The organism is Megasphaera massiliensis (assembly GCF_036305205.1).
Taxonomy (GTDB): domain Bacteria; phylum Bacillota; class Negativicutes; order Veillonellales; family Megasphaeraceae; genus Megasphaera; species Megasphaera massiliensis.
This window is the reverse complement of sequence record NZ_JAXIXE010000031.1, coordinates 1-25,115: the sequence shown is the minus strand read 5'-3', so window position 1 is coordinate 25,115 and position 25,115 is coordinate 1. Positions and strand designations below refer to the sequence as shown.

Genomic DNA, 25,115 nt, shown 5'->3' with positions numbered 1-25,115 from the left:
ACGTTTATTATACCAGTTTTTTCTCTTTTTTAGTAGATTTCAGGTTAATCTTTATCGTGAATACGAAAAAAAGACTTCACAACCGAGTTGTGAAGTCTCTTAAGGATCGAAGGTGAATTAGAACTTACCGGCCTTGGCAGCGCCTTCAACAGCAACAGCAACGGCGACGGAAGCACCGACCATGGGGTTGTTGCCCATGCCCAGGAAGCCCATCATTTCAACGTGAGCCGGAACCGACGAAGAACCGGCGAACTGAGCGTCACTGTGCATACGGCCCATGGTATCGGTCATGCCGTACGAAGCAGGGCCTGCACCCATGTTGTCCGGATGGAGGGTACGGCCTGTACCACCGCCGGAAGCAACGGAGAAGTATTTTTTACCCATTTCGATACATTCTTTTTTGTAAGTACCGGCAACGGGATGCTGGAAACGGGTCGGGTTGGTCGAGTTGCCCGTAATGGAAACGTCAACGCCTTCGTGGTGCATAATGGAAACGCCTTCGCGGACGTCGTCAGCCCCGAAGCAGCGGACATTAGCCCGTTCACTCTTGGAATACGGTACTTCACGAACGATGTTCAATTCGCCGGTCTTGTAGTCGAACTGGGTCTGAACATAGGTGAAGCCGTTGATGCGGGAAATGATCTGCGCTGCATCTTTGCCAAGACCGTTCAAGATAACGCGAAGGGGTACCTTGCGGGCTTTATTGGCGTTGCGGACGATACCGATAGCGCCTTCAGCAGCGGCAAAGGATTCATGGCCGGCGAGGAAGCAGAAACACTTCGTTTCATCCTGAAGGAGCATGGCAGCCAGGTTGCCGTGGCCGCGGCCGACTTTACGGTCTTCCGCAACCGAGCCGGGGATACAGAAGGACTGGAGACCGATACCGATAGCTTTGGCAGCTTCTACAGCCGTCCGCGCATTGGTTTTAATGGCAATAGCGGCACCGACGGTGTAAGCCCAGCCGGCGTTTTCAAAGGCAATAGGCTGTACGTCTTTGACGATTTTATAAGGATCCAAACCGGCAGCTGCACAGATATCGCGGCATTCTTCAACACTGCCGATACCGTATTCTTTCAGTACGCCGAGGATTTTATCGATTCTTCTGTCGTAGCTTTCAAATAATTCCATTGTTTTGCCCTCCTATTGCTGTCTCGGATCGATGTACGAAGCTGCTTCTTCAAAGCGGCCATAATGACCTTTAGCATCTTCCATAGCTTTAGCCGGTTCAATGCCTTTTTTAATGGCTTCCATCATTTTTCCGAGGTGGATGAATTCATAGCCGATGACCTGATTTTCTTCATCAAGGGCCATGCGGGTGACATAGCCTTCGGTCATTTCGAGGTAACGAGTGCCTTTCGCTTTCGTACCGAACATGGTGCCGGTCTGGCTGCGAAGGCCTTTGCCGAGGTCATCGAGGCTGGCGCCAATCGGGAGACCGCCTTCAGAAAATGCCGTCTGTGTGCGGCCGTATACGATCTGGAGGAAAAGCTGGCGCATAGCTACGTTAATAGCGTCACATACTAAGTCCGTATTAAGGGCTTCGAGAAGGGTCTTGCCCGGGAGGATTTCCGAAGCCATGGCTGCAGAATGAGTCATGCCGGAACAGCCGATCGTTTCGACGAGGGCTTCTTCGATAATGCCGTCTTTGACATTGAGGGTCAGCTTACAGGCACCCTGCTGAGGGGCACACCAGCCTACACCGTGTGTCAAACCGCTGACATCTTTAATTTCCTTTACTTGTACCCATTCGCCTTCTTCCGGAATCGGTGCTGGTCCATGATATGCTCCCTTTGTGACAGGACACATATTCTTAACTTCTGTTGAATACAACATGTTCTCTTCACCCTTTCAAAATCTATGAAATAAACGGCAGCAAGTATACGACTCAATCTTTCAACTGGTCATATATCTGTGTAAACAAAGCGCGGTACATGCTGCCCTTGCGCCACAAGAATGAAAATGCGTGCATAACGGAAAAGTCCGTAATGGCGATGCGTCTGAGCCTTCCCTCAGCCAGTTCCTTTTGAACTGATTTTTCATATAAGAATGCAATACCGCAGTCGCGGCAGGCCAGCCCTTTTACAGCGGACAGGCTGCCCACTTCATAGCGGGACGGAAAATGCTCCAGGGTGTACCCTTTTTCCGCCAACTTCCGTTCTAAGATCCGCCGGACACCGGCATGGCGTTCGCCGATGATGAGACGATGGTGCATAAGATCCGACAAGGTCATTTCGACGGGCGTATCGTACCCGTCCGAACAGACGGCAACGATGGGTTCCGTAGAAAATAAAAGCGAATCGTAATGCCCTTGATCAAACGAACTTTCGACAATGGCAAAATCAATGTTTCCCTTATCTAAGGACTGGAGCAGTTTATCGGCATCGGCAATTTCCATATGAAGATTCATGTCTCCATTCTGCTTGAGAATGAGTGACAATTTATCGAGAATTCCCATGCCGGCTGTTGGCGTCGCGCCAAAAGACAAGGAGCGGTTATGCTGCTGCAAGTCATGCAGATGCTCTTTTAAAAGCGTATCATCATGACTAATAGCCGTCGCAGCATTCCAGAGAATGTGCCCGGCTTGTGTCAACTGCAGATGTTTCCCCTTGTAACTAAAAAGTTTGGCCCCGTATTCGCGTTCTAAATATCGAATATGCTGAGAAACGGCAGGCTGCGTAATATGGAGTTCAGCGGCAGCCCGGGTATAATTCATGTGACGGCAAACGCACAAAAATGTATGGATACGAAAATCTAACATGGCACCCTTTCCTTTCTTTGCGTTTTCCATAAGATAATTTTATGATATTTCAGTCGTTTTATCAAGAACAAAGTGGGCAATTTCAGTATACTGATGGGACGACATTGTTCCCAATGGAACGTATTCTCAACAAGGGCCTGCCAAATCACCGCTTCCCTCTACTCTTGTTTTTTTCATATCCAAACGATCCTTAGCCGTATCCCTATTAATAGATGTAATATATATTAACTATAATCGATAACAACAAAATATATCTTATTAATAATGATTATTGTATAATAGAAATAAAAAAACCTGTTATTTCAAGGAAAGGTACCCGATATGACAACAGAACAATATATGAATATGATTCGTAACAATCCTTATGTCATTGGGCGAATCGAAAATCCAACAGAAGAAATGCAGCTTCTGGCCGTACAGTTAAACGGCCAGGCTCTCCAATATATTACCAATCCTTCGCCTGCCGTCCAGGAAGCAGCCATTGCCAACACGGCCCGGGCGATCCAGTTTATCGACAATCCCTCAGAAGACATCAAACTTCAAGCCGTACGCGCCGGCTGGAACAATTTAAGCTACCTCGAAAATCCGTCGCAGGAACTCATCGACGCCGCCTTAGACCAGTCCGGCTGGGCCATTAAATACATCAAAGATGCCGGCCACGATTTGCAGCTCCGCGCCGTCAACAAAAACTACGACGCCGTCAAATACATCAAAGATCCGGCAGAAGACGTCCAACTGGCCGCCGTCCGAGGCAACTACGAAGCCCTTCGCTACATCGAAAATCCGACGGACGAAGCAAAGGACCTGGCCATCGTCGAAGATGCCCAAGCCCTGCGGCTCATCCGCAATTTGGGAAAAGAAGATTTTCTCCACTACCTGGGCCTCAACGTCCTGGTCAGTAAATACATCCCCAAAGATATCAGCCTCACGCCGGATGACTGGCGCGATACCCTCAAGGCTATCCTCGCCCAAGAAGACGTATCCGAAGAATACGTCCGCAACTTCATTACCTGCAGCGCCGTCGACTTATCGCCTGTCGACAAGGTACTCCTCGTCGATGACTATGGCAGCCCAAAGGCCCGACGCATTACTGTAGATGAAAAATTGACCATGAAATAGGAGTAACGACATGAACTTTACAGATACCTATAAAAGCGTAGAACTCGTTCTCACTGCCGGTGAAGTTCCCCTTCTCGTCGGTGAAACGGGTATCGGCAAGACCTCCCTTGCCCGCGAACTGGCCCGTCGTCACGACTGGAGCCTCGTCGGAATCGACGGAAACTTATTAAAAGAAGGGGAAATCGGCGGCCTTCCGACCGTCGAAAATGGAACGACGGTCTACGCCGTCCATCATAAACTTCGTACCATCGACGAAGAAATCGCTAAGGGCAAAACGGTCCTCTTGTTCATCGATGAAATCAATCGCTGCGACCACGCCGTCCAGCAAGAATTGATGAACCTCATCTTGAACCGCGAAATCAACGGATACGCCCTGTCGCCGTCGGTCCACATCATCGCCGCCATGAACCCCTCCGATGCCTACGACTATGAAGTCGTCGAAATGGACGCCGCCCAAGAGAACCGCTTCGTTTGGCTGTACATGGAGCCCGATTACCTGCAGTGGCTCGATTGGGCCTCGTCGGCCGGCATTGAAGAAAAGGTCATGGAATTCATTTCCACCTATCCGGAGTACCTCGATAAGACCAACGAAGACGATATCAACGCCACCCCTCGCAGCTATGAACGAATTTCAAAGCTCTACACCATCTATAAAAATGATTCCGGCAGCATTCCAAAATCCGTCTTCCACAACGTCATCCGCGGCAACGTCGGAAAACTCATCGCCGAAGAATTCATCCAATTCGTCAACTCCGATGCCTCTCCCCTCATCACCTATAATGACGTATTCAGCGACGAAACCCTGGCTCCGGAATTGAGCGGCCGCGTTGCCGGCGAAAGCCATACCCGCCTCTACCTTACGGCCAAAAACGTCCTAAAACAATTAGACTACCACCTTTCCCAAGACAGCGACAATCAGGCCTTATTATCGCGCTTCGTCGCCTTCCTTTCCCTCTATCCCGTCGATCTTCGTTTAGGTGTCATGAAAGACATGAAAGCCGCCAACCCCAAAGTCTATGCCTGCGCTTTGGATAACGCCGACTTCATCGACAGTTACTTTGCGGCCTTTCGCTCCCTGCGGTAAAACGGATGAAACAGTCCATTTCCGTTGAAGCCACTCTCCTCTACCAGCAGGCATCGATAATCGCCGACAATATTCTCCAAGATTCGGTCCGGCCCGATCCGGAAGCGGAGATACCGGCTGATTTTCAAAATGAATTTTTCGCCTTCCTGGGCCGCATCAACGGCCACCTCATGGAAGACAAGGATAATTTTTTCGGATACTTTCTCTTCCAGATGACAAAGAGTATCCGCTTCGATTTGGCGTCCCCGACAGGTGTCAACTTTAAGGGCACCCGCTATCAAATCTACTTCAATCCCCTCCTGTTCCTGACTCTGTCGCCGGAACAGATGGAAAGCACCATCAAGCACGAAATCCTTCACATCGTCTCCCTGCACCTCATCCGAGCCAAGGAACTGCGAGAAAACTACAGCAAGCAAGCCATCACCCTGGCCATGGACGTCGTCGTCAATACCTACCTCGACCATCTGCCGCCTTTTTCGACGACCTTGGAATGGGTCAACACCAATTTTTCCCTCCTCCTAAAGCCCTTCGAAAGTCTGGAATATTACGTCGATAAGATTCAGACCGCCCTGGACATACGGACAGAGAACAAAAATCTGCCGGAACCGGAAAGTGATGCTGACGAAACCGTCGCCGTCTCCTATAACCCCATTACGACCCACGAACTTTGGGATGAAAGCGATCCCGTCGACGATGAAACCTTGAAAAAGTTCACGGAAAAATACGTCGATGCCTCGTCAAAGGGCGACCTCTCCAACTATTTAGAGAGCATGATAAAGGCTTTAAAAGACAACAAAGACAGCCTTCCCTGGCACTGGTACCTGAAAAAACTGATCGGTTCGGTTACCAGCAGTTGGAAACGGACGCCCATGCGACGCAACCGCCGCCAGCCGGACCGCCTCGATCTGCCGGGCAAGCTGCGCTCTCATACGGCAAAAATCCTCGTCGGCCTTGACATCAGCGGCAGCATCACCGACGCCGAATTCCGCCAGGCCATCGGTGAAGTCCTGCAGCTCGTCCGTTGCTACGACCATGAAATCATCGTCGCCGAATGCGACGACCAGATTCGCCGGACCTATCGCATCCGCGACCTCGAAGACGTGAAAGGCCGCCTGGACATTCGCGGCGGCACCGCCTATTCACCGGTCTTCGACTATGCCAACACCCAAAACATCGACCTCTTGGTCTACTTCACGGACGGCAAAGGAGAAGAAAAACTTCAAACATCACCGCGAGGCTATAAAGTCCTCTGGGTCCTCTCAGGCCACGGTGAAACCCTCTCCTTAAAGAACCCCTATGGCCTTGTAAAACGCTTGTCCAAGCTCCCTGACTACGACCCCAGCCTCGACTTCGACGACGTCCGAGGCGGAGGTTTCTCCATGGCCAACCAAGAACACACGAGTAAGCTCTAATATCCACATTACAAAGAAAGACCGCACGCGTGGGTTGCGTGCGGTCTTTTTATATGCCAAGGTTAGAACAATTTTTCATAGAGGAAGCGAATATCGTCGAGAGACAATTCTTTGCAGTTGTTGACCAAGAGTCGGGTCTGCTGGCTTCCGGCCTTGACCAGAAAATCGAGGTCCTCTTTTTTAACACCGAATTCTTCCAATTTAGTCGGAATCTGAACTTTTTCTACGACATCTTTGATTTCGGAAATGATATAGTCCGCTTTAGCATCTGCCGTTTCAGCGTATTTTTCCGGATAGACCGCATCGCAAAGGGCAGCCAGTCGATCCGTGCAGGCATCCTTATTGAATTCCATGACATGGGTAAAGAGGATGGCATTGGAAACACCATGGGCAATGTGATATTTCCCGCCCAAGGGGTAGGACAAGGCATGAACAGCCGTCGTCCCCGAGCCGGTAATGGCCACGCCGCCATAAAAGGCACCAATAAGCATTTCCGTTTTGGCGTCCATGTCAGATCCATCTACAAAGGCTTCCCGGATGTTGTGGAAAATTTTCTTGGCCCCTTCAATGGCATAGGTATCGCTCAAAATCGTCGCTTTCTTCGATGTGAAGCATTCTACGACATGGGCTAAGGCGTCGACACCGGTAGCTGCCAAAACCTTCGGCGGCAGATGACGGATCATTTCGGCATCTAAAATGACATAGTCGGGAATCATGCAGTTATTGACAATCCCTTGTTTCGACTGTTCTTCCGGAATGGCGACAATCGAATTGCAGGTCGCTTCAGAACCGGTACCGCACGTCGTCGGAATCATCAGCGATTTGATGTATTTCTTGGCAATCGTCGGGTCCTTAAGCAAATCGCGGACACCGTATTCGGCACCGATAACGATGCTGGCCAACTTCGCCGCATCCATGACGCTGCCGCCGCCGACACCAATGACCAAATCGATATTGGCTTGGCTGACTTCGGCAATGACGCGTTCAACATCCTGATAAGACGGTTCTGTCGCCAAATCATCAATGACCGTCAGCTTCAAAGAAGAGCAAATTTCTTCGACTCGTTTCGTAAGACCTGCGCCGCGAACGCCTTTATCCGTAAAGAGAAGGACGGACTGCGCCTTTTCTCGCTGTAATACTTCACTGATTTTTTCAACACTGCCGGGACCTGCATAAACGACGCCCGGAATCGTTAATTGGCATTGTTTCATGTTTATTACCTCCACCTTTTATACTTATTTAAAACGGAAAATATAAACTCTTAAACCGAAGATTTCCATTAACGATCGTAGCTTGTGGCATAATCATTTTTTCACCATCAAACTCTTCTCCCATTCTATTTTTTAAATGGAATGGGCGATCTTCTACACTGAATATCGTTACATTACCGTTTGCACCAGACTTTAATGTACCAATCCCCCACGGCAGTTTATGAATTTTTGCTGGGCTAAAAGTGCATGCAGTGACAACATCCATTAACGGCAATCCTAAATTCAGCCATTTTGACAAAACCACAGGAAGCCCCCATAACATATTATTAAACAAACCATTCTTAGTAATATCCGTCGAGATAATATCGGGATAAAAGCCTTGTTCTATTGCAGGATAAATGACCCTATAGCAGTGGTTGATTCTTGCATCCGCTGAATCAAAATATACACCGCGTTTCCTTGCATTAAAAACAGCTTTATTAATCTTTCCATCTTCATCAATAATGGTATTCTGCTTTCCCTGATAAATATGGCAAACAACATCCCCCGGTCGCAACTTATTTACAATATCTTCCATTGTGCTCGCTGCATTAGTAACATGTAAAGTAATTGAACATTTCAACTTTTCAGCTAATTCAATGGTTTTATCCAAAACAATCGGACCAAAAGGTTCTACGACCTCTTCACCATATCTTAATTTCAAACCTCTTGCATGAATAGGATCTGCTTGAAAAATGCGACGAAGCCCTTCTTCATCAAAATATCTGGGATCGACGTTTTCAGGATAGCTTTCAGTAATTTGCCCTGACGTAGAAACATTCACTGAATAGAAAATATTTAAATAACAATTATCCACCACATTTCGTTTGAAAATAGGCCAATTTCCGACACCCGAGCTGCCTCCATCAATGGCACTGGTAATGCCCATTGGAATCAAATTTAAATCAGCATCAAAACCAGGTTCGGTTCCTTCTTTAAATACATGTACATGAGAGTCAACCCATCCGGGACTAACATAATAACCCTCCGCATCAATTTCATCTTTGACATTATAAATTACGTCCGGATCATAGTCTACAATCTTGCCATTACGTATAGCAATGGATCGCTTAGAAATCTTTCTATCATCTGGATCAATAACATTACCATTTTTAATTAAAACATCTATTGTTTCAGCCATCATGTTTCGCTCCTTTTCATTAATAAAACATCCTCTCCAGCCCCTTCAAACAAGAAGTCGCCGGAGAGGCGTTTATGGCAAACTACATTAAGCTAAAGTGTACTACGCTTCAACACCAATTTTCTTTTTAAAGTTAATGAGTAAGGAAAACAGTCCAATGCCAATACCGAAGCAAGCAAACAATACGAGTGCTAAGAAATAAGATCCCGTGGAACCAACAATTGCCCCAATGATTAAAGGAATAATAGCTCCGCCAATATTGCCTACACAGTTCATGCAGCCACCAACAGTACCAATATTTTCACGCTGTGCTAATGCAGCCGGAACTGTCCAGTACAAGCACCCAGACCATTTTTGGAAGAATAATGCGACAGTAATGCAGCCAATAGCCATGTAAAGCGAGTCAGACTGACTGAGCAACAACATGGCGCCGCCTGTCATAACCCCGATTAATAATAAGTTGTAATGCATAATCTTATTATAGTGTTCTTTCCCAAATTTTCTTTTCAAAGTATCCGTAATCGTACCACCTAATAAACCGCCAAGCACACTAACGCCATAGATGATAAATAAAGCTCCGCCCAATCCTTTAATATCTAAATGGTGTACAGTTGCTAAATACATTGGTCCCCAGGTCATCAAACCATAGGCAATGGCATTACCGCAAGTGAACCCAAAGCACATTCCCCAAAAATCTTTATGCATAAAATATGTCGTTAAACGCACCTTGACTTTTGTAGCAACACTGTCGGCCTGATTGGCTTTCCATTCTTCTTCCAGTGCATTTTTAATATAATCACGTTCAGCTTGATTAACCCGCTTATTTGTATCCGGTGTCGACATTAACCGTCGGCCACAAATAATAACAATAACAGCAGTTAAAGCCCCAATGGCAATCAAAGCCTCTCTCCATCCATCTAACCAAAGAACAAACAAGGCAACTAACGGCGCCCCAAAAGCATTCCCCAAAGAGGACCCGACATCAACGAGCGCACTTCCTCTGGAGCGTTCCGTAACAGGAAGCCATATAGATTGCAGCTTAGCGCCTGCTGGATAAATAGGTGCTTCAGAAATACCTAGCAAAACGCGAATGAACATAAAGAGTTTACTACTACTTAAAATCCCTGTAATGGCTTGAAATATCCCCCAGCATAAACCGCCAATCAGCAAAATCTTACCCGGTTTAAATCTGTCACAAAGCCATCCACAAGGAATCTGCATCAATGCATATCCCCAAAAAAATGCACTTAAAATAGCGCCAACAACTTCTGGTGAAAAGTTCAATTCTTCTTGAATCTGAGGCATACATACGGAAATAACGGCACGGTCAATGTAGTTGATAGTACAAATAATAGCTAACATAAAAAATATATTCCAGCGTGCGTTAGTTTTTTTCATCATTTCTTCCATTTATAAGTCACACCTTCCTTATTATTAAATATAGAATTAACTATTGTTTTTCATTTGGTGTGGCCAGATCAACGTGCTATACTATTGGTATAGCATGAATTATTGCATAACCCGAGGACGCCCATTCTCAAAAAATGCAATGTTTTCATGCTTTTTGCTATATATGCAGCAGTATAGATCAGCCTTTTACTTGTTCCATCGCTTATGGTCGTATGCTTTGGGATTGCATACCTTATCCCACTTTTGACCGTTTATAACAGCTACCGTTCCTTCTGCCGCCAGGGTTGCAACACCTGAAGCCGCTTCTCGCGTCTGTCCTGCCATATGAGGGGTAACAACGATATTATCATGATGGAAAATAGGATCTGCCGGATCAATCGGTTCATGTACGACAACATCAGTCCCGGCACTGTGAATTCGGTTTTCATCTAACGCTTTATTCAGCGCAGCTTCGTCAACGATACCGCCGCGAGCACAGTTTATCAAAATGCCATCTTTTTTCATCATCTGCAATTCCGCTTCCCCAATCATATTCCGCGTTTGCGGCGTCAGCGGGGTATGGATGGAAACGACATCGGATTCCTTTAAGATATCATGCATATCTTCACGATATCCATAGCCTTGTGCCTCAACCGCTTCTCGTTTAATAAACGGATCGTAAACCAAGACTTTCATGCCAATTCCGGCAGCCATGCCGGCAAAAATACTTCCGATATGGCCGTAACCCAACAAACCAAGAGTTTTACCGCCTAACTCATAGGCTTTATAGGAGCTGCGAATGCCAAAGTTACCGTTACGCATTTCTTTGTCACTGCGAATCATATCTTTAGCGCAGGCAAACATCATTGCCATCGCATGTTCTGCAACAGAACGACTATTGGCCCCTGGGGCAATGACGACGGGAATTCCGAGTTCCGTTGCAGCTTCAACATCGACATCGTCAACGCCGACACCGGGTCGTCCAATAACTTTCAATTTCGGGCACTGTTCCATCGTTTCCCGATCAATAGAACCGATTCGAATGATAACACCATCAGCATCTTTCAATTCCGGAAGCATAACCTTCGGGTCGCCGCTATTTGTAATAACGACCTCTACACCGGCCTTTTCAAGAACAGCCATGCCATCGTCGTGCAGACGATGTGAAATTACAACTTTAGCCATGAATTACATCTCCTTACGTCAATTATTCATACAGTTTAAAAACATCTTCCAAGGCCTTTTTAATAGCCGGATCCGTGCAGTTCGACGGTTGACGAGCCGGACCTACGTGATAACCGCGCATGTTCACCGCAAGTTTTACGACAGAGTTCGGATTACCCATCTGCATGACGTTTCGGAAAGCGCGAATTTTCTTCTGCGATTCGTTAGCTTTTTCGATGTTGCCTTCTTTCCAGTAGTTATAGATGCTGACCATCAGTTCGGGGAAGACATTGGAGCAGCCGGAAATGGCGCCCGTGCCGCCTGCCATGAGTGCCCAAAGAATCAGGGAATCACTGCCGGCCAGTACATTGAGACGAGGATCGGTATTTTCAATATATTTCAGCATATTATCGAAATTGCCGCTCGAATCTTTAATACCGATGATATTTTCATATTTTGCTAAGGTTTTAACCGTCTTCCAGTCAATGGCGTTACCCGTTCTTGCCGGAATGTTATACAACAGAATCGGCAGGTCAACGGCTTCCGCGACAGCGCTGAAATGTTCGATCAAGTCAGCCTGAGAAGCTTTTACAAAGTACGGCGTGATGATGGACAGGCAATCGATACCGCCCATCTGCTGCACAGCCTTCGACATTTCGATCGTTTCTTTCGTCGTAACGCAGCCCGTACCGGCGTAAACGGGAACCCGACCTTGAACGGCTTCCACAGCAGCTTCAATGATTTCCAATTTTTCTTTGAAAGAAAATGCATAGAACTCACCGTTCGTACCTAAGGGGAAAATACCATGGACGCCGGCTTTAATCAGATGATCGATGAACGCCTGGTATTCCTTTTTGTTAAATTCTTCGTTTTCTGTCAACGCCGTAACAACGGGGGTAATCAAACCTTCTGCTTTAAACATAATATATTCGCTCCTTTGTGCATCTATAGAAATTTAATGATCTGCAAAACGTTTACCTAAATCAACGGCATAACACATACTGTCTGCCTTGGCGATGCCTTTACCGGCAATGTCAAAGGCCGTACCATGGTCGACGGAGGTACGAATGATGGGAAGTCCTAAAGTGACATTGACACCGGAATCAAAGGCCACCAGCTTCATCGGAATATGTCCTTGGTCGTGATACATGGCAACGACAATATCGTAAACACCGCGGTAAGCCTTCAAGAAAACCGTATCCGGTGAAACCGGTCCGTCCACGCAAAGTCCTTCTTTCTTTGCTTCTTCAATAGCCGGTATGATTTCATCAATATCTTCACGTCCGAAGATTCCGGCTTCCCCACTGTGCGGATTGAGTCCGGCAACGGCAATTCTCGGTTCCGTAACGCCTAACTGTTTCATCGCACCATCAGCCAAATGGATACATTCCAAAATTCTGGCTTTCTTTGCTCGATTACAAGCTTCTCGCAGAGAACAGTGCGTCGATACATGAACGACCGACATCTTTTCACTCCAAAGCATCATGGTATAGGCTTTGGTGCCCGTAAGGGTTGCAAAGATTTCCGTATGACCGTCAAATTGATGCCCGCCTTTATGAAGAGCTTCTTTATTTAACGGCGCCGTCGTGACGACTTTGATGTCACCCTTCAAGGCATCCGAAATGGCTCTTTCGATATATCGGTAAGCAGCATCTCCGGCAACGGGAGAAACCTTTCCGATTTCAAAATCTTTTCCGATGGCCAAGTCTATAACAGAGATAACATTAATCTTTCCCGGCTGAAATTCTTGAATATTCTGAATACGTACCAGCGGCGTCGTCAAGCGGAGCTGTTGGTGGTAGTATTGGAGTACATCATAGCTGCCGTAGATCAATACAGACTGCTGATACTCTTTTTTAGCATCTATGGCTTTGAGCGAAATCTCCGGTCCGATTCCGGCCGGATCCCCCATGGTGATGCCCACAAATTTATTTGCCACTGTATCTCCTCCTTTATCACAACATCGTTGTTTTGTTATGTTGTTATGTGTTTATTTTTGTTGTTTAAATTATATTTCACTTGTTCGAATAAGTCAACAACTTTTTATAATGTCAACAATGCCTATTTATCATTGTTTTTTCTTTTTAATTTGCTGAAAATTCTTAAAAAGCAATTGCTAAGGCTAGATAGTCAGTGGCTTTATCCCCATTTATCCGCCTCTTTAAATCATGATATTTTAACATAATAGAACAGATAAGAACAAAAAAGCCATTAGAATAGGCAACATTCCTTACCTATTCTAATGGCTTTTAACGATTTCTATGCACCGAAAATTCACGGCTCCGGCAGATATCTTAAAGATTCTATACAATTGTAAATATCTTTTTCCGTTCCAAAGGCTCCGGCCTTGGTCACAATGGGCAGGCCATTTCGAACACCGCCCAACAGTCTCCCTTGAACAAAACCGGGCACAAGTTCCCGTTCAATCCGGGATCCGTGTGCTGCCAACCGGCGTGTGACAGCAATGGCCGTATCTCCGCCCGTCAAAAACAGTCCGCTTACGGCGGCATCCTTTAAAACAGCCGGCACCAGTTGACTCAAGGTTTGTTTCGTAAACTCGGCCAGCGAATCCGTAGAAAGCCCCTTTTCACGACCATAGGCAGCAAAATCTTCGTACGCCTGACGGCAGTCCGCTCCCGTCAAAATGACATTATGACCTTCCTGTAAACGTGAGACAACCGATTGTATAACGTCACCGGTGCCCGGCACTTCATAAAGTTCTTTCATATCCAAAGAAACGATATTCACTCCCTTATCTCGACAGTATGCAATCTGCGCCATCGTCTTGCTGCTAATGCTGCCGATGACTGCCAATACCGGAAGACTCCGGCAACTGACCTGTAATATCCCCTGAGCGAGACCGGCTGAACCGATCCAAAGGATTTTCTTTCCCGTCTTCATGGCCGCCATAGCAATATGCTCCAACTGTGCCGGCTCCTTTGTATCAAAGGAATAGGCTCGCCCCGTCAAGGCAATCGCTCCCTCAGCCAGATCATGATAGTCATAATGCAGTACGGGTTCTGTCAGGCAGGCCGACAGGATCTTCTGAACATTGTCTTCTTCCAAAGGGTTTCTCGGATCACGGGCAATTTCCGTATCGAGAAGCGGCGTCCCCTGAACGCAAAGACGGCCTTGTTCTACCGTCCGTCCCATTTCGGGATAAGCCGGCGCAAAAATGATGAGTTCCGGCCCATAACTGTCTAAAGCAGCACGGATTTCTTCTTGCAAATGACCGCGCAGGGTCGAGTCCACTTTTTTGTACAAAAAGCGACACCCCCCTTGCCGCATTACCTGCGTCACGGCATGATAAACTCGGTCATAAGCCTCTTGAGGCGATACGACGCGGCTTTCACTATCAATAGCCAGACTATTTTCATTATCTTCAATTTGATCTATATCCAGGATAACATCAGCGGGAATGCCCCGTTTACAAAGCTGGACACCAGTATCATTCGCCCCTGTAAAATCATCGGCGATGATAACAAAATGATGCATACTACCACCTCACTGCACATGAATAAAGTTTACCTGATGCTCGTCAAACAGCCCTTGTTCCTCAGCCGTCGCCGTATAATCACTGATCAAGGTGTCAACTTCCCAGATATCGAAAATATAATAGAGTTTATGCTTCTTAAACTTAGAATGATCGGCAAGGAGGACCACCTTATCGGACGCCTGCAAACAAGCTCGTTTAACATCAATTTTTTCAGCATTGGCCGTCATGATTCGCCAGTCCGGCGTAATGGCCTGTGTCCCAAAAAAGCAGATATCAAAATGCATGGTCTGCACCATATTGGTCGCCAAAACACCGCAGGTCGAATTGGATTCGACGTCAATATGACCGCCCAAAAGAATGACGTATACCCCTAAAACCGGTGTCAAAACCTGTGAAATGGCTAAGTCATTGGTGACAACGGTCAAATTCTCCCAATGCTGCTTGGCCATTAATTCAGCTAACTCAAAATTCGTCGTCCCCGCATCCAAATAGATACTCATCGACGATTCTATCATGGGCAGGGCTGCGGCTGCCATCTTTCGCTTTTCATCGATATGGACCAATTTTCGATTCCGATACGTGGCATCCTTTACGGATGATTCCACTAAAACAGCTCCGCCATGGCTCTTTTCAACGAGCCCTCCTTCTTCTAAATGCTGTAAATCCCGACGAATCGTCATCGTCGTTACGTCCAGTTGTTGTGCTAAGTCGTTTACAGTAACGGCTTTACTCTTATACAATTCATTTAAAATAAATTGCCGTCGTTCTGCCGGTAGCATATCCTTCACCTCATGTTCATCTTCACATAGTTCGCTCACAATTCGTTGTTTATATTTGTTGTTTTGTGTTATTTAATTATATCAAGAGGGAAAAGAAGCGTCAAGAAGGAAAACATAGCAAAACAGACCTCGCACAAAAAAGTATGATATGTCCACTTCGGGGTAGACATGAGAAATAATAAAATCGCATGTTTCTTGAAGAGGAGCATATCATTTACACGATTTCACTGAAGCAGCTTATTTTTTATGCCCGCATATATTTCGTTCCCCGTCCCACCCCAGTCTTGCGTATGGCCTTCTTTTGAACCAGTTCATTTAATACACGTATTACTTTAACTCTCGTGAATGGAGTTTGCTCTTCGATTTCTTTTCGACTCATGAGGCGATTTTCCGGCAACACCTTGAAGACGAGCAATTCATCCTGTGTCATTTGAGGAACCGCATCTAGGACTGGCAAAGTAATGCGAACAGCATTATCAGTAATAAAGAAACGCAAATGCAACGAAAACTTTTTCGTCTCATTTATATCCAAACGAAACCTTATTTTCTGTCTAACTCAGCATTCTGATGAATAAAAATCGGATTATTCAAGAAATCCAAGGATCTCAAATATCTCCTATCCATAAGATGGCAATATTATAATCAGAAAGTCTATTCCATAACCAAAAAGTCCCCTGAGCCAGTATGATGTGCCTCCCCTAAAGTTAGATTTTTAGGTCCAACTTTAGGGGGGGCGGTTCACATTACCCAGGGGATTTTCTAAAACATTTAGTCGTTTCTTGCTACTTTAAAAATGGAAGTCCATCTGCGTACGGATGAGGGTTCGCTTATTATCGGAGTTAGAAATCTGTTCTTGTTTCGAGTACAGCGTTTCCCATTCGATATTCTTCCAGGGAACGTATTTATAGCCCAGGATCCAGCCTTTACTTCCGGCACTGCCATTGTAGAACAGGGAGCCCCATTCATCGTCGCCAGCAATGGTACCGTTCGTTCCATATCGATACCATCGAGCATAAGCCTGCCAGGTTCCTGGCTTCTTCAGGTCCGTTTCTTTGTAGTTCAACCGCAGGAAGGTACTGCTGTTTTGATAGTCGGCATTAGTACGAACATAGTCGGCCAGGAAGCGGACGTCTTTTGAGACGTCAAACCAGCCGCTTAAGACGTAGGCTTTATCGTAATCGACAGTTTCTTCGCCCCAAGTTTCAAGATGGGTCGTGTTCTTTTCGTAAACATCGCCCTTATTCTTGGAGTTGAGGGCATAAGCCAAGTTGATGCCGGCTCGCGGCCCTACATTCCCCCACGTGCCAAGGCCGTACCAACTTTCGTGGTTGCCGGCCCCGGTCGAAGCCATCCAAAAACCACTGGCCATCAGATTCGTCCCCTTGATTGGTACGGCAACTTGAACACCATCGGATTCGGTTCCGAAGAGGACGTTTTGCTGCCCTAAACCGCGCCATGCCCGGCCAATGTTGATCCAAGCTCCGGTCTTAGGATCCGTTCCTTCGACCCAGATACGCTGGATATTACCATCGTGACCGGACCAGCGCTTGGCACGGCCCTTGTCTTTCCCGTCGGCTGCCCATGAACCCGATTCATTCTCGTGGTCGTGACCGCCGTTGTAGAAGGAATTTTTTTCTAGCTGGAATTTAGCTTTCCAGTTGTCGTTTACTTTATATGCCCCATTAAGGCTCATATAGAAGCGATTATTATCCTTGTACAGGTCGCTGTTATTCTGCACCTGACCACTGTATTTATCATGGTCGTACTGGACGCGGACAAAACCGCTGAGTTCCATCTTGCCGGCGATGCCGTTCTTTAATTCATCGATATCTTTCGTATTCTGGTCGATCTGCTTGGTGTTAGCCGCTACTTGCTGCTGAAGGACGCTGATTTCATCAGCATATTCCCCGTGGAGCTTTTCAAGAACCGCCTTATCGCCAAAGCTTCCGCCGCCCTTCTGCATGGCTTTGGCAACGATGCTGGCCACTTCATAGCGAGTCATCGTGCGGCCACCTTCAAAGGTATTGTCGCCCATGCCTTCGATGACCCCTTCCTGAGCCAGATAATCGAGGGCTTCATAGGACCAATGGTCTTTCGGTACATCGGAGAAACTGTCGGCCGATGCCGCCCATGCCGCGCCGGACAGTTCCAACGTCAAGGCCGCTAAGACCGCACAGGCTTTTTTATTAAAATACATCGTAAGGACCTCTTTTCTTATAAGTTATCGATCAGCATGGCCCCTACGCTGTCATAGACTTTGCGGGCCTGAGCCTGAATGGCCGGTCGGGCCGTGGAAACAGTATAGCCGTTGTATCCCAGGATCATGGGCAGGTCGTTGATTTCATCGCCAATGGCCAAGATTTCGGCGCCGTCCCACCCGAAGAGGGCGAGCGTATGGGAAATGGCCTGTTCCTTACTGATGTCAGCCGGAATAATATCGACGGCGCAGCGATTGGGGTACGCATGAATCACGTTGCCAAAATTAGCGTTGACTTCCTCACTAGCCGCCAGGGCATCTTCCGCGTTCGTAAACCCTAAGGAAAACTGATGAATGATCTGCGGCAAGTGCTCTATATCCTCTTCTGTAATAGGAACCAAGGTATAGTCCCACTGTTCAGCCTCGCGCCAAACCCAGGTCCCCTCCATATCGTGGCAAAGATAGGTCCGGTCTTCTGATGAAAAAGAGAAATGGAAAGATTTTCGGACCAGAGGCAGTTCACTGGCTTTCTTTAAAACGGCCGGCTCGATACGGGCTTCCCAAAGGACCCGATTCTGTCCGTCACTGATAAGGCCTCCGTTATTGCAGGCCAAATAGTCATATTCAATGCCGTAGTGCTTGAGCTGGGGCCAAAGCATGCCGTGGTCACGGCCGGAAACGACGCCGAATTTATGGCCCGCAGCCCGCCACTGACGAACGGCTTCCGCATCTTCAGCTGTAATGATATCGTCTCGGAATAAAGTCCCGTCGTAATCACTGGCAGCAACTTTTAACATAATATTCCTCCTCATATACGATAGATGACGGCTTCTGCCGGTCGTAATTCACCGGCCCGGGGATTTTCAAAATTCCCAATAAGTACCGAGGCGCCCTGTACAAGGTCGACATTATAACGAACCGTATCATTCGTGAAATTGACCAGGATCAGGACAGCCTGATTACCCAAAGTCCGTTTAAAAGCGTAGATGGACTCATCGTCAGCCAAGAGTTCTTCATAGCTGCCCTGCAGCAAAATCTGCGACGCTTCCCCCCGGAATCGTTCATGCTGGAGTTTACGATAGTAAGAAAGGACCGATTGATCATCTTTTTCTTCAACTTCAGCGCAGCAGGAGGCAAAGTCGTCATGAACGGGAAGCCACGGCGTCCCCGTCGTAAATCCGGCCTGCGCCTCCGTCGTCCACTGCATGGGAGTCCTGGCATTGTCCCGGCTGTGGAACTGTACGACCTTCAGGGCTTCTGCCGATTCAAGACCTTCCTCCAAAGCCATCTGATACTGGCCATGAGTCGAAATATCGTTATAGTCTTCAATCCGTTCAAACGCCGTATTGGCCATGCCTAATTCCTGCCCCTCATAAATGAAAGGCGTCCCCCGAAGCCCGAACAAGACCGTCGCCATGGCTTTCGCCGCCGCTTGGGTATCCGTTCCCTCCGGGAAGTAGTGATTGACACAGCGATTGCGGTCATGATTTTCAAAGAAAATCGGATACCAACCGTTATCAGCCGTCGCCCTTTGGCTGGCAGACAGTGCTTTTTTGAGCTTCGTCAGCGGCCACGAAGAGGCTTTGCACAAAATTTCATCATCCGTAAATTCCACGTTCGAATGGCTGAATTCAAAGAGCATACTGAAAACGCCGTCTTCGCCGACCCATTGGGGCAACTCTTCCGGTGCCACCCCATTAGCTTCGGCGACGGTGAAGATATCGTGACCGTCAAAGACCTGGCTGCGAAATTCATGGAGAAAGTCGAGGATACCCGGCGTATTGGCAATCATCTGATGGATCGACGACAAGCCGTCAGCTCCATCGACAGGGCCGTCTTCAAAGACAGCCGGCTTCTTGATATAGACGATGGCATCGATACGGAAACCGCCGACACCTTTATCGAGCCAAAAGTTGGCCGCGTCATACAAGGCCTGGCGGACGTCTGGGTTTTCCCAATTCAGATCCGGCTGTTCGACGGCAAAGGTATGCAGGTAATACTGCTGCCGTTCTTCGCACCAGGTCCAGGCCGAACCGCCGAAGATGGACCGCCAGTTCGTCGGAGCCGAACCGTCTTCCTTGGCATCACGCCAGATATACCAGTCAGCCTTATCGTTATCCCGGCTCCGTTTCGATTCTTGGAACCAGTCATGCCGGTCCGAAGTGTGATTGTAAACCAAATCCATGACGATGCGGATATCCCGCTTCTTGCCTTCAGCAATGAGTTTTTCCATATCGGCCAGGGTCCCGTAGCGACGGTCGATGGCCGTATAATCACTGATATCGTAGCCGTTGTCGACCATGGGCGACGGATAGACCGGCGTCAACCAGACCGCACCGATGCCCAAGGCTTTTAAATAGTCGAGATGACGCGTAATGCCGGGAATATCGCCTTCGCCGCTTCCTGTCGTATCCTGAAAGCTGCGGGGATAAACCTGATAGACTGCTGTTTTCTGCCACCATTTTAACGTATCCATAAAAACCTCCTAGAAAATGACAATCGGTGTTTCACCAGCGACGACAGGCTGGTCCGGTTCTTTCTTCATCTGCGGATATTCCGGAGAATTGGTAACGGCCATGATGACGATATCGTCATAGCCGGCCTTAGCAATGACATCGCGGTCGAAGCGAATCAAGGGATCACCTGCTTTTACCTGTGCATCCTGTTCCGTCAAGAGGGTAAAGCCTTCACCGTTCAAATTGACCGTATCGAGACCGATGTGAATCAAGATTTCAGCGCCATTGCTCAGTTCCAAGCCCACGGCGTGGAGGGAGCTTTCCATAATCATCGACACAACGCAGTCCGCCGGAGCCACAATCGTATCGCCGGAAGGCTTAATGGCTACGCCGTCGCCCATCATCATCTGAGAAAAGGCGTCATCAGGGACTTCGCTGATATCGACGAGGTCGCCGGACACGAAGGCTTTCAGCCGCATGGAGCGGGAATCTTCATCGACAGAAGCGACAGCAGCAACGGGTTCCGCCTTAGTGCCATCCGATTCAGCCGCTTTCGGTTCTGTCGGCACGGTTTCAGCAATCGGCGTATAATCGCCTTTCAGCAAGGCATCGAAATGGCTGCGGACGTTCGGCACGGACAGACCGACGATGACCTGAACGGCACGGCCGTTTTTCACCAAGCCAAAGGCCCCGGCATTGGTAAACTTGCTCGTCCCGGCAACTTTATCCGGATCGTTGACCGTGACCCGCAGACGAGTCGCGCAGTTGGTGACTTCCTGAATGTTGTCCGGACCGCCGAGGCAGTCGAGGAAGACCTGAGCTTTCAAGGCATCGGCACCACCGGCAATGCCCTTCTTTTCCATTTCTTTCTTGGCTTTATATTCCGCCTTGGTAAACAATTTATCGTCTTCACCATCATCGGTCCGCCCAGGCGTCTTAAAGTCGAAGTGAAGGATCAAGAAACGGAAAACGACGAAATAAATAGCGGTAAAGCAGAGGCCGATGGCAATCTGCATGATATACGTCCCGGCGTGGAAGCGGAACAGGGGAATCCAGTTTTGGACGAAGGCATCGATGAGGCCGCCGCCAAAGTTGCCAGACAAGCCGATAAAGTAGAGGATGGACGACAACGTCGCCGATAAAACGGCATGGACGACGTACAACACAGGGGCGACGAACAAGAAGGTAAATTCAATCGGTTCGGTAATGCCGCAGAGGACAGCTGTGATCGTAGCCGGGATCAAGAGGGCTGCTACCTTTTTACGCTTTTCCGGTTTGGCGCAGTAATACATGGCCAAGGCTGCACCGGGAAGACCGAAGACTTTACCGCTGCCGTGAAGGGCAAAACCGCCCTGAGGGAACATATCCCGCAATGACTGGGCACTGGTTGCAAAGTCGTTGATGTGTCCCAACCAGTAGGCCTGAATGCCGCCGTCAACGACAGCCGGCCCAAAAATGAAGGGCAGGTAAATGAAGTGATGAAGGCCTGCCGGCAGGAGCATCTTCTCGGAGAACGTATAAGCCCAGACACCGAAGATACCACTGGTCTTGAGGAAGAACTGGAACTGTTCGATACCGTGCTGAATGGGCGGCCAGATATAGCAGAAGAGAAGGGCTGTCGGCAGCATGACCAAAAAGCCGACGGCGACGACGAAAGCCGGACCTTTGAAGATACCGAGCCAGTCGGGAATTTCCGTATCATAGAAGCGATTGTGGAGATAGGCAGAAATGCAGGCAATAAAGATGGCGCCGAGCATGCCCATATCCAAGGTCTTGATGTTAGCAATCATAGCCAGCCCCGTACCGGCTCCGGCTTCCTGACTGTAATCGACGCCGAAATAACTGCCGTGGAGACTCAAGAGGCCAGAAATGAAGTAGTTGAAAATCATATAAATGACGAAGCCTTCCATGGCACAGCGTGCCTGTTCTTTCTTGGCAAAACCAATGGGAACGGCGATGGCAAAGAGGATCGGCATCTGCTTAAATACCGTCCAGGCACCTTGCTGGACGACGTACCAGAAATCGTACCACAAGGTCCCCTCTTCAGCTAAGCTGCCAAAGAGTCCCGTATTACTGAAAATAATCGACACGGCAACAGTCAAGCCGAAGAAAGCAAATAAAATGACCGGCGTATACATAGCGCCGCCAAAGCGCTGCAATTCCTGCATACTGCGTTCCTTGCTGAATGTCATAACAGTTTCCTCCCGTTTAAAATAAAAATATAAGTCCTTAGCATTCTCGGTCATATAGCGAAGACGTCATTCGATGTATTCCTTGAAGCTATCTTTACTAACAGGATATAAAAAAAGAGCCGCGAACACAATAGTTTCGCGGCTTTCCGGCACTGCGGCACGGGGCTGTAATCTGGTACAAAATACGTACTTTGGTACATATCATTCGTCACCTTGGCGCAGGCGATGACAGTACATACAGTAATTGACATACCAGACTTCGATGAGGACAAAGTAAGGCATCATAGACTGGAAGGGGACGTGTTCCTCTTCCTTATCGTAGAGTTGGAACTGGCCCGGAGAAATATAGAAATTGACCGTCGACAACGAGGCCAGGGTATTATCCTGCAGACGGGTAACGGAAATAAAGGGAATATCCCGCGCCTTCAGGAGATGGCCCAATTCGGTTACGGCCGGCGATTCGCCGGAAAAAGAAACAATGATAAACAAGTCGTCCTTAGTCAGGGAATGGACAAGATTGCGGAATTCTTCCCGCGCCGGCACATCGTAAATCAAAATATTGTCATAGAAGAAGAGGCGCTTCAGTTCTTGAACGACGTTATTTTGCACATAGCCCGAAGAATACGTAAAAATCCGATTGGCTTCATGGATGAGGGAACTGGCCCGATCAAAATTAAGATTGCAGACCTTATCGACGGTTTGGGCATAAAATCGATTCAGCCCTTCCAAGGTATGGGCATCATACTCGAAGGATTTCGCCTGTTCCCGTTTGAGGAGCAGCTTGAATTCGCCAAAGCCTTCGAGGCCCAATTTTTGCGCAAAGCGGACAATGGTCGTCGTCGATACATTGCAGGCTCGAGCCAATTCGTGAATCGAACTGCGGCGAACCTCAGCCCGGTGCTGTACGATATACTTCCAGATACCCATATCGGTATTATTTAATTCTTGTCGGTGTTCATTGATGAGTTCCTCCAGTGCCATGGCCGCTCCTCCCTTGCAAAAAAGCCCTTGCGGAGATTTCCGCAAGGGCCGGAATTATGCTTTTATTATAGAAAATTAGGGGAAGGGCGTCAAGAGTCGGGAACCGGCATCAGACGCAGAGAGCCGCAGCAATGGCGGCCCCGATGGAGGCGCCGTGGCTGTTGGGCACAATGTGAATCGGCGTTCCTTCAGAGAGACCCATGCAGGAACGGCAGACAGCCCCTTCAATAACGCTGGGGACGCCGGCGATTTTTTCGACAAGGCTGCCTTCGATAGCAATGGCCTGTTCCTTAAGTTCTTCTTCTCCCGCCAAATGGCCGAGAATGCCGAAGCTGGCAGCGCCGATCATCTGTGCTGCCCGCGTAAAGACAGCTCCGCCCAAGGCACAGAGGCCTTCTTTTTGGGCCAGCGTCACGTCAAAGCCGAGAACGTCGCGGACCGTCTTTTCACCGGAGAAAAGTTCATTCATACAGCGCGTCGTAAAACGGGGAACATCGTCGCGATCCAAATAATCCATCACCATGACGCGGAAGAGCTCGTTCAAGTAACGGCCGCCAATCATCTTTTCAAAACAATGATCTCCGGGCTGCTGCGATTCTTCGTCGACACGGCGATCCCAATCGGTACGCGGTCCTCCCGAAAAACCCCCGGCTTCTAAGTTGACGATCATCAAAAGTGCCGGTTCATAATAACACATATTGAAGCCTGTACCGCAGACGATGCCGATCTGGGCCGGATTATGCTGATAGACAGACGACAAGAGGGTCGCTGTCGTATCGTTCAACAGGGCCACCGGTTCAATACGGTCCATTCCATTGCGAACGAGGGCTTCCTTAAGAAGACCGTTGATCGACTTACCGGCAACACCGGGGACATCGATTTCTTTCGACCAGGCGATGAGGCTGGCATCTTTGGCTGACGTCTGATTGACGGCAAAGGAAAAGGTAAATCCCAACTTATAGGGCTCATTGCCGCCGGCCGCTTCTTTTACGATATTGGCGATGAAGTCAAACAAGGCCTCTGCCGTCGTCGACGAAGTCGTGTAGTCATAAGCGTCACCTCTTAAAGGCTTCGATACCTTGGTTTCAATCGTAAATCCATCTGCGCCGGATAAGGTGATACGTGAAGCCCGGACATTGGTCCCGCCGAAATCAAGAGCCATGAAGGTCCCCGTTTCCAATCCCGTCGGGAGTCCCAAATAGGTACGCAGGGCCGAAAGAGAGCTCTTTTTACCGGCCAGGGCATCTTCCGCCGTCCGGCGAAAATCCTGAGCCAAGCGGCATAAATCGGCGCCGTCTAAATTCAATTTCTGCTGCATCGTCTTAAAGTCCTTTATCGTATCTGCCATTGCTGTAGGCCTCCTGTCTGTACTTTAAACATCTATGCCTCCATCATAAAGGAAATGCATCGGGAATACAACCGACAAGGGCCGTTTTGTTCCCATGAAACCGCCTTGGACGGTGGTACATATTGTGAACTTCGGTACACCCCATCATAATACAAGAAAAGGGACAGTGCATGAAGATATCATTCATGCACTGTCCCTGAATAAAATTTGGTGGGCGATAACAGGATCGAACTGCTGACATCCTGCTTGTAAGGCAGGCGCTCTCCCAGCTGAGCTAATCGCCCATGTGGTGACCCCTACGGGATTTGAACCCATGTTCTCGCCGTGAAAGGGCGATGTCTTAGACCAC

The 25,115-nt window shown here is 48.2% G+C and carries 21 protein-coding genes and 1 tRNA gene; 3 read left to right on the top strand and 19 right to left on the bottom strand.

Features of this window, described 5'->3' with window-relative positions; genetic code table 11:
• Positions 1-117: 117 nt before the first annotated feature.
• Genes UCI88_RS05890 through UCI88_RS05880 form a run of 3 tightly spaced genes read right to left on the bottom strand, consistent with a single transcriptional unit; the run spans position 118 to position 2,758 of the window.
• The gene (locus tag UCI88_RS05890; protein WP_044505274.1) at positions 118-1,128 is read right to left on the bottom strand and encodes a GGGtGRT protein; all 1,011 of its coding nucleotides are present in this window, start codon (positions 1,126-1,128) and stop codon (positions 118-120) included.
• A gap of 12 nt (positions 1,129-1,140) precedes the next feature.
• On the bottom strand, positions 1,141-1,833 hold the full coding sequence (locus tag UCI88_RS05885) for an iron-sulfur cluster assembly scaffold protein (protein ID WP_044505273.1): 693 nt from the start codon (positions 1,831-1,833) through the stop codon (positions 1,141-1,143).
• A gap of 52 nt (positions 1,834-1,885) precedes the next feature.
• On the bottom strand, positions 1,886-2,758 hold the full coding sequence (locus UCI88_RS05880; RefSeq protein ID WP_044505272.1) for a LysR family transcriptional regulator: 873 nt from the start codon (positions 2,756-2,758) through the stop codon (positions 1,886-1,888).
• Between the two features lie 339 nt (positions 2,759-3,097).
• On the opposite strand from UCI88_RS05880, the gene UCI88_RS05875 reads away from it, so the two are divergent.
• Genes UCI88_RS05875 through UCI88_RS05865 form a run of 3 tightly spaced genes read left to right on the top strand, consistent with a single transcriptional unit; the run spans position 3,098 to position 6,373 of the window.
• Positions 3,098-3,877, top strand: a complete 780-nt coding sequence (locus UCI88_RS05875) for a hypothetical protein (protein ID WP_288159946.1) — start codon at positions 3,098-3,100, stop codon at positions 3,875-3,877.
• Positions 3,878-3,887: 10 nt separating this feature from the next.
• Complete coding sequence (locus tag UCI88_RS05870; protein ID WP_256180305.1) at positions 3,888-4,961, top strand: ATP-binding protein; 1,074 nt, start codon at positions 3,888-3,890, stop codon at positions 4,959-4,961.
• A gap of 5 nt (positions 4,962-4,966) precedes the next feature.
• Complete coding sequence (locus tag UCI88_RS05865) at positions 4,967-6,373, top strand: vWA domain-containing protein (RefSeq protein ID WP_044505269.1); 1,407 nt, start codon at positions 4,967-4,969, stop codon at positions 6,371-6,373.
• A gap of 62 nt (positions 6,374-6,435) precedes the next feature.
• On the opposite strand, the gene UCI88_RS05860 is transcribed toward UCI88_RS05865, so the two are convergent.
• The 16 genes from UCI88_RS05860 to UCI88_RS05785 all read right to left on the bottom strand — a co-directional run bounded on the left by UCI88_RS05860 (position 6,436) and on the right by UCI88_RS05785 (position 25,050).
• Positions 6,436-7,584 (bottom strand): iron-containing alcohol dehydrogenase, encoded by a 1,149-nt coding sequence (locus tag UCI88_RS05860; protein ID WP_256180304.1) that lies wholly within the window; start codon positions 7,582-7,584, stop codon positions 6,436-6,438.
• A gap of 28 nt (positions 7,585-7,612) precedes the next feature.
• A complete protein-coding gene (locus UCI88_RS05855; protein WP_154651923.1) occupies positions 7,613-8,767 on the bottom strand; it encodes an amidohydrolase family protein in 1,155 nt (384 codons plus the stop codon).
• A gap of 99 nt (positions 8,768-8,866) precedes the next feature.
• The gene (locus UCI88_RS05850; protein WP_044505266.1) at positions 8,867-10,174 is read right to left on the bottom strand and encodes an MFS transporter; all 1,308 of its coding nucleotides are present in this window, start codon (positions 10,172-10,174) and stop codon (positions 8,867-8,869) included.
• A gap of 186 nt (positions 10,175-10,360) precedes the next feature.
• Complete coding sequence (locus UCI88_RS05845) at positions 10,361-11,338, bottom strand: hydroxyacid dehydrogenase (protein ID WP_044505265.1); 978 nt, start codon at positions 11,336-11,338, stop codon at positions 10,361-10,363.
• A 22-nt stretch (positions 11,339-11,360) separates the two neighbouring features.
• The gene (gene dapA, locus UCI88_RS05840; RefSeq protein WP_065360304.1) at positions 11,361-12,239 is read right to left on the bottom strand and encodes a 4-hydroxy-tetrahydrodipicolinate synthase; all 879 of its coding nucleotides are present in this window, start codon (positions 12,237-12,239) and stop codon (positions 11,361-11,363) included.
• A gap of 33 nt (positions 12,240-12,272) precedes the next feature.
• Entirely contained in the window at positions 12,273-13,256 is a 984-nt protein-coding gene (gene pdxA, locus UCI88_RS05835) for a 4-hydroxythreonine-4-phosphate dehydrogenase PdxA (protein ID WP_044505263.1), read from the bottom strand.
• A 335-nt stretch (positions 13,257-13,591) separates the two neighbouring features.
• The gene (locus UCI88_RS05830) at positions 13,592-14,812 is read right to left on the bottom strand and encodes a four-carbon acid sugar kinase family protein (RefSeq protein WP_256180302.1); all 1,221 of its coding nucleotides are present in this window, start codon (positions 14,810-14,812) and stop codon (positions 13,592-13,594) included.
• A gap of 9 nt (positions 14,813-14,821) precedes the next feature.
• A complete protein-coding gene (locus UCI88_RS05825) occupies positions 14,822-15,631 on the bottom strand; it encodes a DeoR/GlpR family DNA-binding transcription regulator (RefSeq protein WP_330024106.1) in 810 nt (269 codons plus the stop codon).
• A gap of 205 nt (positions 15,632-15,836) precedes the next feature.
• Positions 15,837-16,088, bottom strand: a complete 252-nt coding sequence (locus UCI88_RS05820) for a hypothetical protein (protein WP_330024105.1) — start codon at positions 16,086-16,088, stop codon at positions 15,837-15,839.
• A gap of 291 nt (positions 16,089-16,379) precedes the next feature.
• The gene (locus UCI88_RS05815; protein WP_256180300.1) at positions 16,380-17,789 is read right to left on the bottom strand and encodes an S-layer homology domain-containing protein; all 1,410 of its coding nucleotides are present in this window, start codon (positions 17,787-17,789) and stop codon (positions 16,380-16,382) included.
• 17 nt (positions 17,790-17,806) lie between these two features.
• Entirely contained in the window at positions 17,807-18,586 is a 780-nt protein-coding gene (locus tag UCI88_RS05810; RefSeq protein ID WP_256180299.1) for an HAD-IIB family hydrolase, read from the bottom strand.
• Positions 18,587-18,597: 11 nt separating this feature from the next.
• Positions 18,598-20,265 carry a glycoside hydrolase family 13 protein gene (locus UCI88_RS05805; RefSeq protein WP_330024104.1) on the bottom strand — a complete coding sequence of 556 codons (1,668 nt, stop codon included), beginning with the start codon at positions 20,263-20,265 and terminating at the stop codon, positions 18,598-18,600.
• A gap of 9 nt (positions 20,266-20,274) precedes the next feature.
• Positions 20,275-22,437, bottom strand: a complete 2,163-nt coding sequence (locus tag UCI88_RS05800; RefSeq protein ID WP_044505256.1) for an alpha-glucoside-specific PTS transporter subunit IIBC — start codon at positions 22,435-22,437, stop codon at positions 20,275-20,277.
• 201 nt (positions 22,438-22,638) lie between these two features.
• Entirely contained in the window at positions 22,639-23,418 is a 780-nt protein-coding gene (locus tag UCI88_RS05795; protein WP_044505255.1) for a MurR/RpiR family transcriptional regulator, read from the bottom strand.
• A 109-nt stretch (positions 23,419-23,527) separates the two neighbouring features.
• On the bottom strand, positions 23,528-24,766 hold the full coding sequence (locus UCI88_RS05790) for a hexokinase family protein (RefSeq protein WP_256180297.1): 1,239 nt from the start codon (positions 24,764-24,766) through the stop codon (positions 23,528-23,530).
• A gap of 208 nt (positions 24,767-24,974) precedes the next feature.
• Positions 24,975-25,050, bottom strand: a tRNA-Val gene (locus UCI88_RS05785).
• Positions 25,051-25,115: the final 65 nt, after the last annotated feature.